The sequence below is a fragment of the Mariniblastus fucicola genome, assembly GCF_008087665.1.
Lineage (GTDB): Bacteria > Planctomycetota > Planctomycetia > Pirellulales > Pirellulaceae > Mariniblastus > Mariniblastus fucicola.
The window spans coordinates 4518431-4534647 of record NZ_CP042912.1 but is presented as its reverse complement, the minus strand read 5'-3'; the positions used below and the strand labels follow the sequence as shown (position 1 = coordinate 4534647).

The window sequence follows — 16217 nt, the reverse complement described above, 5'->3', positions numbered from 1 at the left end:
CCGCCAACACCACCAACTTCAAGATAAAAATGGACGACAAGAAACCTCCCGGGTTGTACTACCGGGAATACCTGCGCTTGGACAAGATCCTTGATGCCCAGGAACTCGAAAGCGAAAAGGTTGGCAAACCGGCTCATGATGAGATGCTGTTCATCATTACGCATCAGACCTATGAGCTGTGGTTCAAGCAGATCGTGTTTGAGTTTCATGAGATCATTCGGATTCTTTCCAGCGAAGTCGTCGAAGACAAAAAGATGGGACGCATGTTGCATCTTCTTGCTCGTATCAAAACGATCCAGCGAGTCCTGATCGAACAGATCGAAGTCATCGAAACGATCACGCCGCTGGATTTTCTTGAGTTCCGTGACCTGTTGGTTCCGGCGTCGGGCTTCCAAAGCATCATGTTCAAGCGAATTGAAATCATGATGGGGATTCGGCAGGAGAATCGCATTGCGTCCGACTGTGCTTTCTTCAAAACGCGATTGTCGTACTCCGACCAGAAACGGTTGGCCGAAGTCGAAGAACGTCCGAACCTTCTGGAACTGGTCGATCGTTGGTTGCAGCGGGCTCCGTTGTTCAACATCGGCGGATTCAATTTCTGGGAGTCCTACAGCCAGGCTGTTGAAAAGATGCTCGACTCCGATGCCCGGATCATTCGAGACAACCGTACGCTTTCGGATAAAGACAAACAGTTTCAGTTGGCTGAAGTAGAGAACACGCGGAAACGGTTCGAGTCGATGCTCGATGAAGACCGTTACAACGAACTTCGTGACGCCGGCGAGCTCCGGTTTTCCCACAAAGGATTCCTTGCGGCTCTGTTTATCAATCTGTATCGCGACGAGCCACTGCTGTACACCGGGTTTCGGTTTCTCACGTTGTTGGTTGATATCGACAGCCTGTTTACTCGCTGGCGACAACGACACGCCGTAATGGTGCATCGAATGCTGGGAACAAAGATCGGGACTGGTGGATCGTCAGGAACCGGTTACCTCGAAGCGACAACCAAAAAGAACAGAGTCTTTCTGGATTTGTTCAATCTGTCCACGCTGTTGATTCCTCGCGAGGACCTGCCGCCGTTGCCAAAGCAGGTTCGCAAGGAGCTCGGTTTCTTCTTCCGCGGAGACGAATAGTCGTGGTTCGGGAAAAGAAAATTGTCATTGTCGGTGCTGGACTGGTCGGCTCATTGTTGGGCGTGATGCTTGGCAAACGCGGATACGAAGTCGACCTTTTCGAACGTCGCAGCGACGAAAGGAACAGGGGTGTCGCGTCCGGACGCTCGATCAATCTGGCTCTTTCATCACGCGGCATCAAAGCTTTGCAAGACGCCGGGCTCTACGAGAAAGTCAAGCCGCTGCTGATCCCAATGTGTGGCCGCATGTTGCATCAACAGGATGGTTCGATGCAGTTTTCTCCATACGGACAACGCGAGCACGAAGTCATCTACTCGGTTCCGCGAGGCGAGTTAAACAACCTGATGGTCAACGAAGCCGTCGTTGCCGAACCGGTGCACGTTCACTTTGACCAAAAATGCGCCGGCATCGACTTCGAGAACCGCGTGGCGAAATTCGAGAGTACGGTCGATGGATCAACGACAGAAAGATCGTTCGATCTGGTTATTGGAGCTGATGGTGCCGGCTCCCGCGTGCGCCGCGACCTGATTGCCGCGACCGGCGGCGAGAGTACTTCCGAGTTTCTCGAACACGACTACAAGGAGCTGGAAATCCCAGCCGGTGTCGACGGAGCCTACCAAATCGAAAAAGAGGCACTGCACATTTGGCCTCGCGGCGGCTTCATGCTGATCGCGTTGCCGAATCTCGACGGAAGTTTCACGGTGACGCTGTTTTTGCATAAAGAAGGCGAGCCGAGTTTCCAGTCGCTTGATAGCGTCGACGCGGTAAAGGCTTTTTTCGAAACGCACTTTCCCAGCGCAATTCCTTTGATGCCCGAACTCGAACAGGACTACGCCAACAACCCGACCGGTATCCTCGGGACGGTCCGCTGTTCACCATGGCACCATACTGATTGCGGCTTGATCCTCGGAGACGCCTCGCATGCGATCGTTCCGTTTCATGGGCAGGGAATGAACTCGGGTTTCGAGGATTGCAGTGAGTTGCTACGGCTGCTCAATGAGTACGACGAGGACTGGGCAGCTGTTCTACCTGAGTTCAGCGCTCTGCGGAAACCGAACGCCGATGCGATTGCCGACATGGCGATTGAAAATCATACGACGATGCAGAAGAGTGTTATCGACCCCAAGTTCCACCTTAAAAAAGCTATCGGGTTTGAGTTGGAAAAACGATTTCCGGAAACCTTCATCCCGAGATACTCTCTGGTGATGTTTCACAACTTGCCATACGCAGAAGCAAAGCGACAGGGTGTTGTGCAGGAAGAGATTCTCAACCAGTTGGTCGATGGCGTTGACGAACTTGCATCAATCGATTTTGACTTGGCAGAACGACTGGTGAAAGCAAAACTGACTTAGCGGGCAGCGCGTATGATGCAGAGGCCAGCGCATAAAAAACCCCGCCGCACTGCGAACAGTACGGCGGGGCCGGAACAGAAAAGAGGCCGATAAAGAATGTCCTTGCTCCGGGTATGATGAACAAAGCTTAACATGCACTGCTTGCCGCTCCAAGCAACACCGCAAAATTTTCTTCCTGATTGGATAAACGTTGACCAACAATATCTCTCAACAACAAAAAAACGAGTTTCTTGAAGCTGCCGTGGCTGCGGCCAAACTCGGCGGCGATAAGCTAATCGAATGGATGGGCAAGGTTGATGTCCGCGAAAAGGGGCCGCGTGACCTTGTGACTCAGGCGGACTTCGATTCTCAGCAGGCGATCAGCGAGTATCTGTTGGGGAATTTTCCGGATCACGAGTTTCTGGGTGAAGAGTCAACGGACAAGTCCCTCGTGACCAAACCTGGCGTCTTCTGTTGGGTTGTTGATCCTCTTGATGGGACCGTAAATTACGTTCACCAACTGAATTCGTTTTCCGTTTCGATCGCGCTCCGCTATGGCGGCGAGACGATCGCGGGTGTCGTCTACGATCCCGTCATCGGCGAAATGTTCAGCGCGGTCTCTGGCGGCGGCGCGACACTCAACGGAAAAGCCATTTCTCACAGCCGTTGCACCGAAATTGGAAAAGCCCTCGTGGTGTGCAGTTTCTCCAGCAGCGTGGATCGGCATCACCCTGAAGTCGAGCGATTTCTGAGAGTCCTTGGCCAGGCAGGCAGCATCCGACGACTTGGTTCTGCAGCCTTGAACTTGTGCTTCGTGGCTTGCGGCAGATCAGATTCTTATTGGGCGACTGGTTTGAACTGTTGGGATATTGCGGCCGGTTGGCTGATCCTCAAAGAGTCCGGTGCTGTGATGAAGACACTTGACGGCGGTCAGGTCGATTTCTTCGAACCCAAATTCTGTGCTGCCGCGACGGAAGAGCTGTTCACTGCAATGCAGGAACACCTGGATATCTAGGGCTACCTCAAGCTAGGCATTGACGAATGCGAGGTGAGAGACGAATACGTGCGATCGATTGTCTTCGCGTGAACATGTTTGGCTTTGACCGACCATTCGTCCGATAAGGCTGAGTTTCTGTTGCGACGGTCTTCGAGCAAATTGGGAAAATTCAATTTGTTTGGTTGGTTTCTTCTGCACCGCGACGTGCTTTGGGCGTCGGAAATTTCCCTGTCGGTTTCGCAATAGTATTTGTTGCGATTAACGGGACGGTTGGGCATGACGACGCGACGACTGGCGGACTACGATCAAAAAGTGGCTTTTGAAAAGTCAGTTTATCAATCTAGTTTGCCGCGGGATCGATACCATGAGAAGCATCTTGAAATATTCCTCTGTCGCGCTTTCGTTTTGTCTTTTGATGATGCTCGCCGGACAGAATGAACTGTCGGCTCAGTTGATGGCGGATTCGTTCACCGTTGATGCTGTCGCCGATCAGCAGGTGCGAGTTACGGACGGTTCTCCCCTGACGGGTGCTCCGTTTAACGTTCCTGCTGACACCGTGTTTGATCTTAGCGCCGTCGGTTCGTTCACTGTTGACTGGGCGGATGAGGCTGGCGGAGTCGCTGATATCACGGACTTCTCAGCAGTCTTTTCTCAAACCCACCCTGCGTTGGGCCCCTACGATATTTTTGCAACAGGCTTGGGGCCGGGCGCGACTTTCTCTGGTCAGCTTTCGAACATCGTCAGTGATAACGGCAATCTGGTTTCGGCAGACATGTCGGTCTCGACCACGTTTAGCTTGACGCTCCAGGGCCCGGGTGTCGCCGGCACGACAATGTACACCCAGGAAACCGCAACATTCGCGGGCAACATTTTCGCGGACGGTTCAGGTACCGGATTCACTTCGCCAGACGATCTCGAAGTCTTTCTTTCGACGGGAAACATCAACAACGATCCGCTAACGGCTGTCGGTTTCAACCGGACCGTAACCGCGATCAGCTCTGTGCCGGAGCCATCGTCAGCATTGCTGGTCAGCCTGGTCGGACTGGTTCTGCTGCGTCGTCGAAAATAGCGAAATGTTCCTTGTCGACGGGCTCTTGCGGGAGTTTCGTGCTCCCGCAAGAGTCTGTTCGATATTTAAGGTCCGCAGTAGAAACCTGGGCAATGTCAGATAAAACAAGCTCGAAGCGTAAGAGTGCAACGAGTGAGTCTACGCCCAAATTTCCGACTCACTCATTCGCTGCGTGTCGTGCTCGAATTGAGTTAACCAAACAGTGACTAGCGTAGCCGTCCCACGGAGAGTACGGCCAGCGGAACGAAAACCAATAGCGGAATCCAGGCAGACAGAGCCGCCGGTTGGATCAGGTTGTAGGTCCCGAGTGATTGGCTGGCCAGCGTCACGACCGAAACGGCAGCGACGACAGAGAAGCTGATTCCTGCGGCCACGAAAATATTTCGTTCCGAATTTGACATTGCCAATGGAAGACCAAGTAGCAGCAGCGTCATGTCAAGGAACGGTTGGAGTATGCGAACGTGCAAGCCAACTTTTTGATTGTTTCCAAACCAGCTACGTGGCTTGCGGACGGCAGCCATCATTTCAGGAGTCGTGCGATACAACGCCAGTCGATTGCCGAACGCTGCTTCTTCCAGTGAAATGTCGCTCACAACGAACAGCTCGTCTGCTTCGAGCCACGGAGCGTCTGACGGCGAATAGACAACGGGCGTCGTCTCGGTCACGATCGAACGGAAGCTTGCCAGCGACGTCGGCTGGCTGACCTGTTTCAATCGCAGGCCGGCAGGATGGGTCTGGTCGGCCGATTCAAACGACGCCGAAGCGGCTGCGAGGCGACTGAATTTGGTGCTGATGGAAGCCGGGATCTGGACGTTGGGTTCCACGATCATTTTGTCAGACAGCAAAATTTCCTTGCCGCGAACACGAATGCCCGTCGCGGAATCCTGCTGGACAAGCATGTCGGTTTTGCCCTGGTCCAGCCAGTTTTGCGGCGTGCGAACGAGTCGATCTTTAAGCGTCGGAATGACGTACTCGCGATTGACGGCTGTCAGTCCAATGATGCAAACGGCGGCCACGATGATCGGACGGATGGCTCGCAGGAGTGTGATGCCACCGGCTTCGATAGCCAGCAGTTCGCGACGTTTTTGCATCATGTTGACCGCGAAAATGGCTGAGATCAGCACCAGCACGGCGGCCGTTTTGTCGAACAGTTCGGCGATTCTTGGAATGTAGAAATCTGCCAACAACTGCGTCCAACCTCCGCTCGGTTCGGCCAACGCCGCCAGTTCGTCGAGGTTGCTGAAAAGATGAATGACCAAAAACAGACCAACGAAACTGGTGAAGCAGACCAAGAAGATCTTCAGGAACAGGAACAGAAGATATCGGTCGAGGATGGTCACAGTTTTTCGTAATCGTTACATTGGAATGGATCGAGCTTTCTTACGACGGATTGTAGAAGCAGTTCAGCGGCGCAAGCAGAGCATTTTTTGCTAGCGTCAATTCGGCCTCCTCCCCATCGCTGCCGTCCAGGCAGTTCCCCGCCGTGATTCGTCAAAGCCTCAATCAAATGGCTTCATTGCTGTACCCCGCTGCGTGCGTCGGTTGCGAAGAACCTTTGCCCCGATCTCCAAAACTCGTCGAACACGGATTTGAATCCAACTGGTGCGACGACTGCTGGGTTCGACTTCCTGAATCCTGGCAACAGGGATGTCCCAAATGTGGGTCGTATATCAAACGCCCTGCTTCTTTCGGCGACCGATGTGCTCTGTGTCATGACCTGCCACTGCGATTTGATTCGGCGGTCGCGCTAGGCAACTACCATGGATTACTGAAGCGAATGATTCTTGATTTAAAACGGGACATGAACGAATCGCTTGCGTTTCAGTTGGGACGCTTGCTCGGTTTGAGATTATTGCAGCAGGAATTTTTTGAACACGTCGACTTCCTGATTCCCGTTCCGATTCATTGGTGGCGACGGTTCAAACGCGGGTTTCATGCTTCCGCCGTCATCGCCGAAGGAGTTCGATCAACCACCGGTGTGGCGATCGCCGACGGAATGTTGCGCTGCGAGCGATTGACGGACAAGCAAGGAACCTTGTCCGGGCCCAAACGGTTTTCGAACGTCAAAAATGCGTTCACGCTCAAGCCACTGGTGACCGTCGAGAAAGCACGGGTCGTGATCGTGGACGACGTGATGACTTCCGGGGCAACCCTTAGCGAATTGGCAAAGATGCTGCGAAAGTCAGGTGCCGCATCTGCACACTGTGCCATCGTGGCCCGCGGAACGGGAAGCTTTCGGCCTCGCACGGACGGCTGAATTTGCCCAGCCCTGTTCATGCGACCGACGCTGAGCGTTAGGATGTTGCCGTCGCGTGTTCAAAGTTGAACGGCGCGATTTCGATGTCGAATTGCTTCGACTGACACACCAAAACGAACAGCGACTGCAGCCCCAAGATTCAAAATGTCTTCCACTCCCCAAACCATTCGACTTGGAACTCGCGGCAGTAAACTTGCGATGTGGCAAAGCAATTGGGTCAAAGCTGAGCTTGAGAAACTTGGCAACGTCGTCGAACTGATCCAGATTAAAACGCAGGGAGATGTGCAGACCGGACCACTGGCTCAGATCGGCGGTCAGGGCCTGTTCACAAAGCAACTTCAGGTCGCGCTCGACGCCAAAGAAATCGACTTGGCGGTTCATAGCTTGAAAGACTTGCCCACCGAAGATGCGGATGGACTTTCGATTACCGCGATTCCGCCACGAGAAACAACCGAAGACGCGATTTGCGGGCCCGTCGGTTCCACGCTCAATTCACTGGAGTCGCTGCCGCAGAAAGCCATCGTAGGAACAGGCTCAGTTCGTCGTGCCGCCCAGATTCTGAACTTGCGTCCGGATCTCGACATCCGGGACATTCGCGGCAACGTCGACACGCGACTGGCGAAACTGGATTCGGGCGAGTTCGACGTGATCGTATTGGCGGCAGCGGGCCTGACACGGTTGGGACTGGCCGACCGAATTTCATTTCGCTTTGATCGAAACGTGCTGTTGCCGGCGGTTGGCCAGGGAGCACTCGGGCTGGAAACGCGGGCCGACGACGAAGCCACCGTTGCGGCGGTTGCCAAATTGAATCACCCCGAAAGTTTTTCGTCTGCGTTGGCCGAACGCGCGATGTTGCGGCGGCTGTTTGCAGGTTGCCTGGCTCCGGTCGGGGCTCGTTGTGATATAACCGGAACTACGCTGACGCTCACCGGTGTCGTGCTCAGCCGGGATGGTAAAATAAGAACCGAGGCCAGTGATTCGGCGCCGCTGAATGACTATGAGCTACTTGGAATTTCCGTAGCGGAAAAATTGATCGCCGCCGGAGCCGACAAACTGTTGGCCGCGGCAAAGTCGGAGCCATGAGCATATCAATCTTCAATCAGGACGACTATCAACGCTTCGCCGACCAGAACGGAATCGAGCTGTCTGCTGTCGGGCCGATACCGCACGATGAGTTAGTGGCCTTGTTGAGTCAGACGCTCGACAATGAAGATGTTCCGTGGCCGATTCCTGTAGAAAAGCGCCAGTCTTATCTGGAGGCATGCGCCGCGGGCGAACAGTTCAGCATTGGCGAGTTCACTGACCTGACGGTTGATTTGAAGCACTACGCGAACTCGCAAAATTACGACGGTTACACGTTCGAGGAACATCTTAGCTGGGCCTGCCTGGTCGCTCAGCAGCAGAAAACGAAACATGAGTTCGCCTGTCGCGAATATTTGCAGGGAGAAGCGCTGTTCGAGATCGGAGCGGCGATGATTCCGAACTACTGGTTGCTCAACGCACGCATCTATCAGCAAACGGGATGGCAGCTGGCGACCGTCAAGGAGATCATTCCGGCTGAGCTTTTTTTCACCTGTCACTCGCGGCGATTTTTTCCTGTGACAACGTTCATGCGCCCGCTGGGGACGGACTATCTTGAAGAGCCTGACATTGGGCATGATGTTGCTGGTCACGTTGCAACGTTCACGATTCCAGCCGTTGCCAATGTAATGCAAAACCACGGTCGGGCTCGCGATCTGATTTACGAACGACGCGATCAACGACTGGTTGGCGTCACGGACGCGATCGAGATCCAGGCGATTAACAAGCATGCAGATCAGTTGCTGACTTACGCCGGACGGATCTACTGGTTCACCGTCGAGTTTGGTTTGGTGATGCAGGACGGAGAAGTGCGTGACTTTGGAGCAGGTATTCTTTCTTCGCCAGGCGAGACCAAGTACAGCATTCAGAACGACGAATCGAATCGGATACTGATCGATCCGCAACAGGATGCCGACTTGCTGCGGTTGGCAAATACGGACTACTTGATCAGCGAGTTTCAGAAAACCTATTTCGTGTCCGAAAGCTTTGATCGGCTCGACACGTTGACGCCCCAGCGAATTCTCGAAGCCAGTGAGAAAGCGATGTCCTTGCCTGATTTCACGTGGCGCGAAATTGTTCCTGGCGATCGCGTGCTCAATGTCGGTCGCACTGCCACATCGGTCAATGAAAAGTATTACCGGTTGATGGCCGGACAGCAGATGGATGACTGCCTGCGTCGCACCGCGCTGGGCAATCTGAAGATGTTTGCCGAGGGTTTCGACAGAGAGTTGCTAAAACAGTTTCGAGCCGCGCCGCCTGAGATTCCTGACAACGCACTGGATTGGTATCGAGCCTCTCAAACATAACACTGGGCCGAAATTTCGCTCGTGCTTCCTGTAGTAGTCTCACATTTCAAAGCCAAAACAGTCAGGCAGTAGACAGGATCAAGTTCCGGGAAGTTGCGGAACACCCAAAACTCGCCTGTGTTCAAACCTGAAGTCGCATTTCTGAAATCTCTCTGGAGTCAGCAAAATGTTGTTGCCAACGAAAATTTTGCGTGAGCCATTTTTACCGGCGCTCATCAGCTTGTGTTTGTTTTCCATCGCCTCGCAAGACGCGTTTGCCCAGAAACGGGATCTACGGACGGGGTACGAAGCTTACGTCAAAGGACTTTTCCATACCTATGACGCCGACGAAAACGGTTTGCTCGACACCGAAGAGATGTCGGAAATGAGGCGCAAGCCACCGGGCAAGGCTGACGTGAACTCTGATGGCGAAATCAGTTTTGACGAATTGTTCAATAGCTATCTCGGAAATGCAGGACTGGAGAATGCCGAAAAACGAAAAAAACGTGCGGTCGAATCTCGCCCCAATAGATTGAGAGAGGTTGACGAGAGGTCAGGATCAAAACATGCGAAGAAATTAACTCGCAAGAAACTTGGCGGTACCGTCACGCTGCTTTCTGATGGCGACAAAATCACAATGTGGGGCGATGCAGCCGATCTTGAATCCGTCGAAGCCATTTTGAAACAGCAAGCTGTCGACAAGGTTGCCCGTTCGAAAAAAACAAAATCAAAGTCAAATTCTGCCGAAGTCAGCATCTGGGTCGTCAGTTCCGAAGGTTGGGTCGATGCGAATATGCTCAACGGTAAATCCAGTCGCGTCGTGGCGGAAGAAATGGCCAAGCTCGCAAAACGGTCTTCATTGCAAATTGAAGAGTTTCATTTGAGCACGAAATTCGGCGGTTCTTTCTCGCTAGTCCGTGGTGGGCAGAATCCGGTCGTCAACGGAGCTACCCGTTCGCGAGGAGGCCAAACGTCGAATCAGATTTCCACGTATGAAACTGGCACCAGCCTGTCCGGCAAGGCGACTCGCAGTGGTGAACTCATTACGATTGACTTTGGTTTGGAGAAGTCGATGCTGGAGGATTCCGACGTCGCGTTGATGGAAGACGGCGACGACGTTGTGTTCGCGAAATCGATTCAGAACTTCAAACTTGAAGCAGAAATCGAGTGCAAATCAGGCGAAGCTTCAGTGATTAGCTCGAGAGACAAAAACCGGTCGTGGGTGTTGGTTTTCTGTGCGACGCTGACGGATTCGTCAGCGAAAGAAGACTGATGTCGCCGTTCGTACGGGATGCGGTGCACTGCTGTTTGCTGCGGTGAGCAGCCAATCGAATCGGTCGGCGAGCGGGAAACAGACCTCGTGCGTAGCGATCCGCGCGACGTGTCTTTTGGCGACGGTCACGATGGAAGTCGGCTTTTTGGATTTTGCCTTTTGATGACAAAAGGTGAGCGAGTTCTACAGGCTGATTTCGAAGAAATGAAACGCAGCCAGCGCACCGATGAAGGCAACCACGGCCAGGCCCAGGAAGACCTTTTGCTGGCGAAGTCGTTGGGCTTCGATCGAATAGTAGTGCTTCAGCTCTTCGTATTCCTTTCGCTCCACCAGCGAAAGTGATTTCATGTTGACGCTAGAATGTGACATAGGTCTGCTCCCAAATGATTTTCAAAGTTTAGGTTTTGAAAAGCCAATGCGCGGCAGATCCGCAAATTCGCAAACCGGATTTGCCCTAACCCGGGAAATCTTGCCGTGAAAACCGCTACAGTCGGAACAGCCGACTGGCTCAAACCGCATGCGGCGGCACAATCGCGGCCGTGGCTGGCGGGGGCGGTCACCATCGCTTGGAACGGCGATTCGAGCCGTTAACGACCTCCAATCAAAGAAACTGAGCCAATTTGGCACGATTCGCTACCCGAATGGACCGAATTGCTCAAAGAGTTAGAATAGACCCCGCCTTCAGGTTGCTGGCTGATGAACAGTTGCGGTTCTTCTATATAGCAAGCCGACGTTTTGAACGACAAGAAAGTCCATGGCCAGCACTGCTCTATTTCCTCCGCAAATCGAAGCTCACCGAAAACTGATCCAAGACGCCCTGCTGCGTTATTGCGACTTCGATTCCGGCTGTCCTGAACACCTCGCCGAAGCGATTCGCTATTGTCTGCTGGCTCCGGGGAAGCGAATTCGACCGTTGCTTACGCTGGCGGCGTCCGAAGTATGCGACGGCGATTTGTCGGCCGCGATTCCGGCTGCCTGTGCCGTCGAGATGATCCACAACTACTCATTGATCCATGACGACCTTCCGGCGATGGACGATGACGAACTTCGCCGCGGTCGCCCGACGTGTCACATTCAGTTCGATGAAGCCATCGCAATTCTTGCCGGCGATGCCCTGATTCCGATGGCTTTTGAAGCGATCGCTCGCGATGTGCAGCCAGCTGAAGTTGCCCTCGAATGTAGCCGATTGTTGGCGATTGCCTCCGGTCCAAGCAAACTCGTTGGAGGCCAGGCTGACGATCTTGGATGCGAATTCGGAGCCCACGATCGTGTCATGCTGGAAAAAATTCACAGCCGCAAAACGGGAGCTCTGCTGACCGTTTCGCTGGAAATGGGAGCCGTGACGGCTCGTGCCGACGAAGATCAACGCCATTCCCTGGTCGAATATGGCAAACATCTTGGCCTCGCGTTTCAAATTGTGGATGATCTGTTGGACTTTCGCGGCTCACAGACCAAAATGGGAAAGCGTACCGGAAAAGATGCCGATCGAGGCAAGCTGACCTACCCGTCGGTGCTCGGCGAAGCCGAAAGCGAAACTTTCCTGCATGAAATCACCGAAAAAGCGATTGCCTCAATTCAGTCCTTTGGGGACGCTGCCAAACCACTTGAACTCCTTGCCCGATTTGTAGTCAGTCGGACTCAGTAGGAAGACTTGCTGACGACAAATTAACGGAGAATTTCCATGTCGAACTTTCTTTCAAAAATCAATGACGCCCGTGACCTTCACGAAATGTCTGTCGCCGACCTCGAATTGGTCGCTGACGAAATTCGTGAAACGCTGTGCAATCTGCTCAGCAAGCGAGCTGCTCACTTCGCGTCCAACCTGGGCGTGGTCGAGTTGACGTTGGCGCTGCACAGCACGTTTGATTTTTTGAGCGATCGTCTGATCTGGGACACCGGTCATCAGATTTATCCGCAGAAACTCGTTACCGGTCGGTATCACCAATTCGACACCATCCGCACACGCGGCGGATTGATGGGTTATCCAAACCCGGAAGAAAGTGACTACGATCTGTTCGTCACCGGTCACGCGGGAGCCAGCGTTTCGACCGCGGTCGGGCTTCGCAGCGGCGACGACTTGATGGGCCGCGATAACTACACTGTCGCGGTCATCGGCGATGGTGCGTTTCCTTCCGGCGTCGTCTACGAAGCCATCAACAATGCCAGCGAGCTGAAAAGCAAGATGTTGGTCGTGCTCAACGATAACGAGATGTCGATCTGTCCGCGCGTTGGCGGCGTGGCTCATTATCTCGACAAGCTTCGTTCCAACCCGATCTATTCGGGCGTCAAAAACGAAGTCGTCAACATGCTGAACAAGGTTCCGCTGCTCGGCGATCCGACCGAACGGATGCTGTTCCAAATCAAAGAAGGCGTTAAAGCCGGTTTGCACGGCGGCATGATGTTCGAAGACTTTGGTTTCAAATATTTCGGGCCAATCGATGGACACAACATTGGTCTGGTCAAGAAATATCTGAAGATGGTTCGCGAAATCGACGGACCGGTTTTGCTGCACGTAATGACCAACAAAGGGCACGGGTACAAGCCCGCGGCCGAAGATCCGGTTTACTTTCACACGCCTCCGGCATTTGAACGCAGCGAAGAAGGCATTCCGGTTCCGCTGACCAAATCTTCATCGAAAGCGTTCACCAATCATGCCGCCGACGCGATTGGCGACCAGATGCGGCACAACGAACGTGTCACGGTCATCACCGCGGCGATGTGCCAGGGCAATAAGTTGGAAGCCGTTCGGGAAGAGTTTCCAGATCGCTTCTTTGACGTCGGAATTTGTGAGGCGCACGCGGTTGCGTTTGCTGCTGGTCAGTGCAAAGTCGGCATGCGTCCGATCGTCGACATTTACAGCACATTTTTGCAGCGTAGTTTCGACCACATTTTCCAGGAGGTCTGTCTGCAGAAACTTCCGGTCACCTTCATGCTTGACCGCGGAGGTCTGACGGCGGACGACGGCCCGACGCATCATGGAACGTTCGACTACGGCTACATGCGGCTGTTTCCGAACATGGTTGTGATGGCTCCGGGGGATGCCAATGACATTGGAGCCATGTTGGATTTCTCGCTCAGCCACGATACGGCCTGCTCGATTCGCTATCCAAAACTTAATGCGACCGAAGTCGACCGCGAACTTCAACCGATCGAGCTTGGCAAGTCCGAGACGCTACGTGAAGGCAGCGATGGCGTGATCGTTTGTGCCGGCATTCAATTGGTCGATTGTTTGGCAGCTGCGGAGAAACTTGCCCAGATCGGAATCAATGTCGGTGTGGTCAATGCACGCTTTGTGAAACCGATCGATCGCGACATGGTTCGCGACGCCATCGAGAATCACGATTTCGTCGTCACGGTTGAAGAGGCGATGCTGCACGGTGGATTCGGCAGTGCGTTTCTTGAAGCCGCGAACGACATGCGGCTCGACGCTCGAAAAGTCCATCGAATTGGAATTCCGGACCTGTTCGTGCCTCACGGCGACCGCGCCGGTCTGCTTGCCGATCTGAAGCTCGATGTCGACGGAATCGTGGAGACTTGTCGCAACGCCAGCGGCGCGGCGGTAGACTCTGGTATCGAATCGGTTGGATAGTGCGTTCTGCCAAAAGGTGGCGTAGGACTCCAGCCCGTGATCGATCATGATCATTGCGTCGAAAACGAATACGATTTCAGAGTTCCCGCCATGCAAAAATCAGACGACCAGCAAAAATTCAAAGTCGTCCTGGTCGGTTCCGGTGATCGCCGCCCCAAAGTTGTGCATCAGGCCAAAGAGCTGCGGCCGCTGATTGAAAGCGTGGTCGACGTCGTCGCCGAGGAGTTTGACTACTCCGAGAACCCGGGCCAGATGGGAGCCGATTTTGCGATCGTGCTTGGCGGCGACGGATCCATTTTGCGAGCCGCGACGCGGATGGAGAACGATCAGATTCCGGTTCTTGGTGTGAATCTGGGCAAGCTCGGCTTTCTTGCTGACGTCAATCCGCGAGACATCGTTGCGGCTTTGCAATCGATCGACTGCGGGAAATTCCAGCTGGTTGATCATCTAATGTTGCAGATCGAAGTCCTTCGGGGCGACGAAACGATCGCATCGAAAACGGGGCTGAATGAAGTCGCGATTCTCGGCGGCCCGCCATTCGATATCCAGCAATTGGACCTTGCCGTCGACGGCATACCGGCGACTTCCTACAGCTGCGACGGGCTGATTATCAGCACACCGGTGGGTTCAACCGCCCACAATCTTTCGGCTGGCGGCCCGATTTTGCGCAAAGATTTGCAGGCTTTCGTCATTTCTCCGATCAGCCCGCACACGCTGACGGTTCGTCCGGTCGTCGACTCCGCCGATCGAGTTTACGAGCTTGTGGCGGCGAATCCGAACGAGTCGGCGTGTGTCGTTTTGGATGGTCAGATCGTTTCAAAACTGCAAGCAGGTGATCGAGTCCGTGTTTCGCGGGCCAAATCGATCTTTCAATTAATCGAAGTCAGCGGCAATAATTACTACCGCACGCTCCGCGAGAAACTTGGCTGGGGTGGCGAGATTAAAAAGTAATTGATCGACAGGCTTATGCCATGTCGCGAAATCTAGCCCTTCGGATGTTCGCAGGATTCCGCAGAGCCCTGTCGCGTCAGGCCTGTTAAATGAAACCGTTCGTAAGGAAACGATGGTGAATCGAATGCAATTGAAAAGTATCCTGGTCGCGTTGGCGATCACCGCCGTTACTCTCTCCGGAGTTGTTGCTCAGTCCGACCCGCAGGATGATCAGCAAACAACAGTCCAGCAAGCAAAATCTCCTCAGGAAGATTCTGGCTCCACCTCCGATACCGATTCGGACTTCGCGGCTCAAATCGACAAATTCACCAAACGAAAAATCGGTCAGCAAAAATACTCGCTGAACTACAAGCTCAAAAAAGGCGACGTCATCCGATGGCAACACGACCATCGCACCGTCGTCGAAACGCGTTTCGGTACCGCGTCCGACAAAACGTCGACTCGTGCTCGTCCTGAATTCAAATGGACGGTTCAAAATGTTGACTCCCGCGGCACAATTCGATTCGATATCGAAATGGAAAAGATCAAAGTCCTTGAGCAAAAAGGCGAGTCCGATCCGATCAACTACGACAGCGAAAAAGACAAGGAAGCTCCTGGAACTTGCCTGCCGTACCAGGAACGGCTTGGACGCGTCTGTTCGACATATTCGATTTCGCCCAACGGTCAGGTCGTCAACAAAAAATCCAACTATGACTACCAGATCAAGCTCGGAGGAGTCGGTGACAATCCCGTCATCGCGTTTCCCAACGAACCCATTCCCGTCGGCCACAAATGGGACGTCACTGATACCGTTAAAGCGAGAGATGAATACGGCTCGAACCAGCAGCTGAAACTTCGTGTGCGATACGTTTTGGAAAAAGTCGTCGATGGCAAAGCTCATGTCACCTTCACCACCAATGTCATGACGCCTCACATTGACGAAACCACCCGGTCGCAGGTCGTCACGCATATGGCTCGCGGATTCATCGTGTTCGACATCGCGAAAGGGCTGATTACAAATCGCGAAACTCGGTGGGACGAGCGAGTGATCGGTTACCAAGGCCCCGAAAGCTACATGCACTACACGGCCTTCCGCAAAGAATTGCTGGTGCAGGAAGAGAAAGTCGCTGTCGCGGCGCCGGTCGCCAAAGTTGCCAAAAAGAATCCGGTCCCGGGCGAAGAACAGCGGACTCGCACGCTGCTTCAGCCGCTGAAGAAGTAGTCGGCTGAAGGTGGAAGTTTGCAGGTTAACGGGTAAAGTGTGCAGCTCAGGCT

At 53.7% G+C, this 16217-nt stretch carries 14 protein-coding genes; 12 read left to right on the top strand and 2 right to left on the bottom strand.

All coding sequences use genetic code 11. The annotated features are described in order from the left end of the window. Nucleotides 1-29: 29 nt before the first annotated feature. The 4 genes from MFFC18_RS16760 to MFFC18_RS16745 all read left to right on the top strand — a co-directional run bounded on the left by MFFC18_RS16760 (nt 30) and on the right by MFFC18_RS16745 (nt 4527). Nucleotides 30-1130, top strand: coding sequence for a tryptophan 2,3-dioxygenase family protein (locus MFFC18_RS16760; protein WP_075086226.1), 1101 nt, complete (start codon nt 30-32; stop codon nt 1128-1130). Between the two features lie 2 nt (nt 1131-1132). After that, nucleotides 1133-2482: an FAD-dependent oxidoreductase gene (locus tag MFFC18_RS16755; protein WP_202907589.1), complete on the top strand. Its 1350-nt coding sequence runs from the start codon at nt 1133-1135 to the stop codon at nt 2480-2482. Nucleotides 2483-2672: 190 nt separating this feature from the next. Further along, on the top strand, nt 2673-3476 hold the full coding sequence (locus tag MFFC18_RS16750; RefSeq protein WP_238381338.1) for an inositol monophosphatase family protein: 804 nt from the start codon (nt 2673-2675) through the stop codon (nt 3474-3476). A 358-nt stretch (nt 3477-3834) separates the two neighbouring features. Then, entirely contained in the window at nt 3835-4527 is a 693-nt protein-coding gene (locus MFFC18_RS16745) for a PEP-CTERM sorting domain-containing protein (protein ID WP_157665245.1), read from the top strand. A 206-nt stretch (nt 4528-4733) separates the two neighbouring features. Here the strand turns inward: MFFC18_RS16745 and MFFC18_RS16740 are convergent, their stop codons facing one another. Then, complete coding sequence (locus MFFC18_RS16740; protein ID WP_075086229.1) at nt 4734-5867, bottom strand: LptF/LptG family permease; 1134 nt, start codon at nt 5865-5867, stop codon at nt 4734-4736. Between the two features lie 437 nt (nt 5868-6304). Here MFFC18_RS16740 and MFFC18_RS25035 point away from each other — a divergent pair, with 437 nt between their 5' ends. The 4 genes from MFFC18_RS25035 (at nt 6305) to MFFC18_RS16720 (ending at nt 10423) form a co-directional block, all read left to right on the top strand. After that, a complete protein-coding gene (locus MFFC18_RS25035; protein ID WP_157665246.1) occupies nt 6305-6784 on the top strand; it encodes a ComF family protein in 480 nt (159 codons plus the stop codon). 144 nt (nt 6785-6928) lie between these two features. Then, complete coding sequence (gene hemC, locus MFFC18_RS16730; RefSeq protein ID WP_075086231.1) at nt 6929-7867, top strand: hydroxymethylbilane synthase; 939 nt, start codon at nt 6929-6931, stop codon at nt 7865-7867. Next, on the top strand, nt 7864-9171 hold the full coding sequence (locus MFFC18_RS16725; protein ID WP_075086232.1) for a hypothetical protein: 1308 nt from the start codon (nt 7864-7866) through the stop codon (nt 9169-9171). The genes hemC and MFFC18_RS16725 overlap by 4 nt, the downstream gene beginning before the upstream one ends. A 166-nt stretch (nt 9172-9337) precedes the next feature. Continuing rightward, complete coding sequence (locus MFFC18_RS16720) at nt 9338-10423, top strand: EF-hand domain-containing protein (protein WP_075086233.1); 1086 nt, start codon at nt 9338-9340, stop codon at nt 10421-10423. Between the two features lie 183 nt (nt 10424-10606). Here MFFC18_RS16720 and MFFC18_RS16715 read toward each other — a convergent pair whose 3' ends face one another. Continuing rightward, nucleotides 10607-10792: a hypothetical protein gene (locus tag MFFC18_RS16715; RefSeq protein ID WP_148618942.1), complete on the bottom strand. Its 186-nt coding sequence runs from the start codon at nt 10790-10792 to the stop codon at nt 10607-10609. Nucleotides 10793-11177: 385 nt separating this feature from the next. Here MFFC18_RS16715 and MFFC18_RS16710 point away from each other — a divergent pair, with 385 nt between their 5' ends. The 4 genes from MFFC18_RS16710 (at nt 11178) to MFFC18_RS16695 (ending at nt 16164) form a co-directional block, all read left to right on the top strand. Beyond that, nucleotides 11178-12068 carry a polyprenyl synthetase family protein gene (locus MFFC18_RS16710; protein WP_075086234.1) on the top strand — a complete coding sequence of 297 codons (891 nt, stop codon included), beginning with the start codon at nt 11178-11180 and terminating at the stop codon, nt 12066-12068. Between the two features lie 36 nt (nt 12069-12104). After that, nucleotides 12105-14012, top strand: coding sequence for a 1-deoxy-D-xylulose-5-phosphate synthase (gene dxs, locus MFFC18_RS16705; RefSeq protein WP_075086235.1), 1908 nt, complete (start codon nt 12105-12107; stop codon nt 14010-14012). Between the two features lie 90 nt (nt 14013-14102). After that, nucleotides 14103-14963, top strand: a complete 861-nt coding sequence (locus MFFC18_RS16700) for an NAD(+)/NADH kinase (protein ID WP_075086356.1) — start codon at nt 14103-14105, stop codon at nt 14961-14963. 115 nt (nt 14964-15078) lie between these two features. Further along, a complete protein-coding gene (locus MFFC18_RS16695) occupies nt 15079-16164 on the top strand; it encodes a hypothetical protein (RefSeq protein ID WP_148618941.1) in 1086 nt (361 codons plus the stop codon). Nucleotides 16165-16217 lie beyond the last annotated feature (53 nt).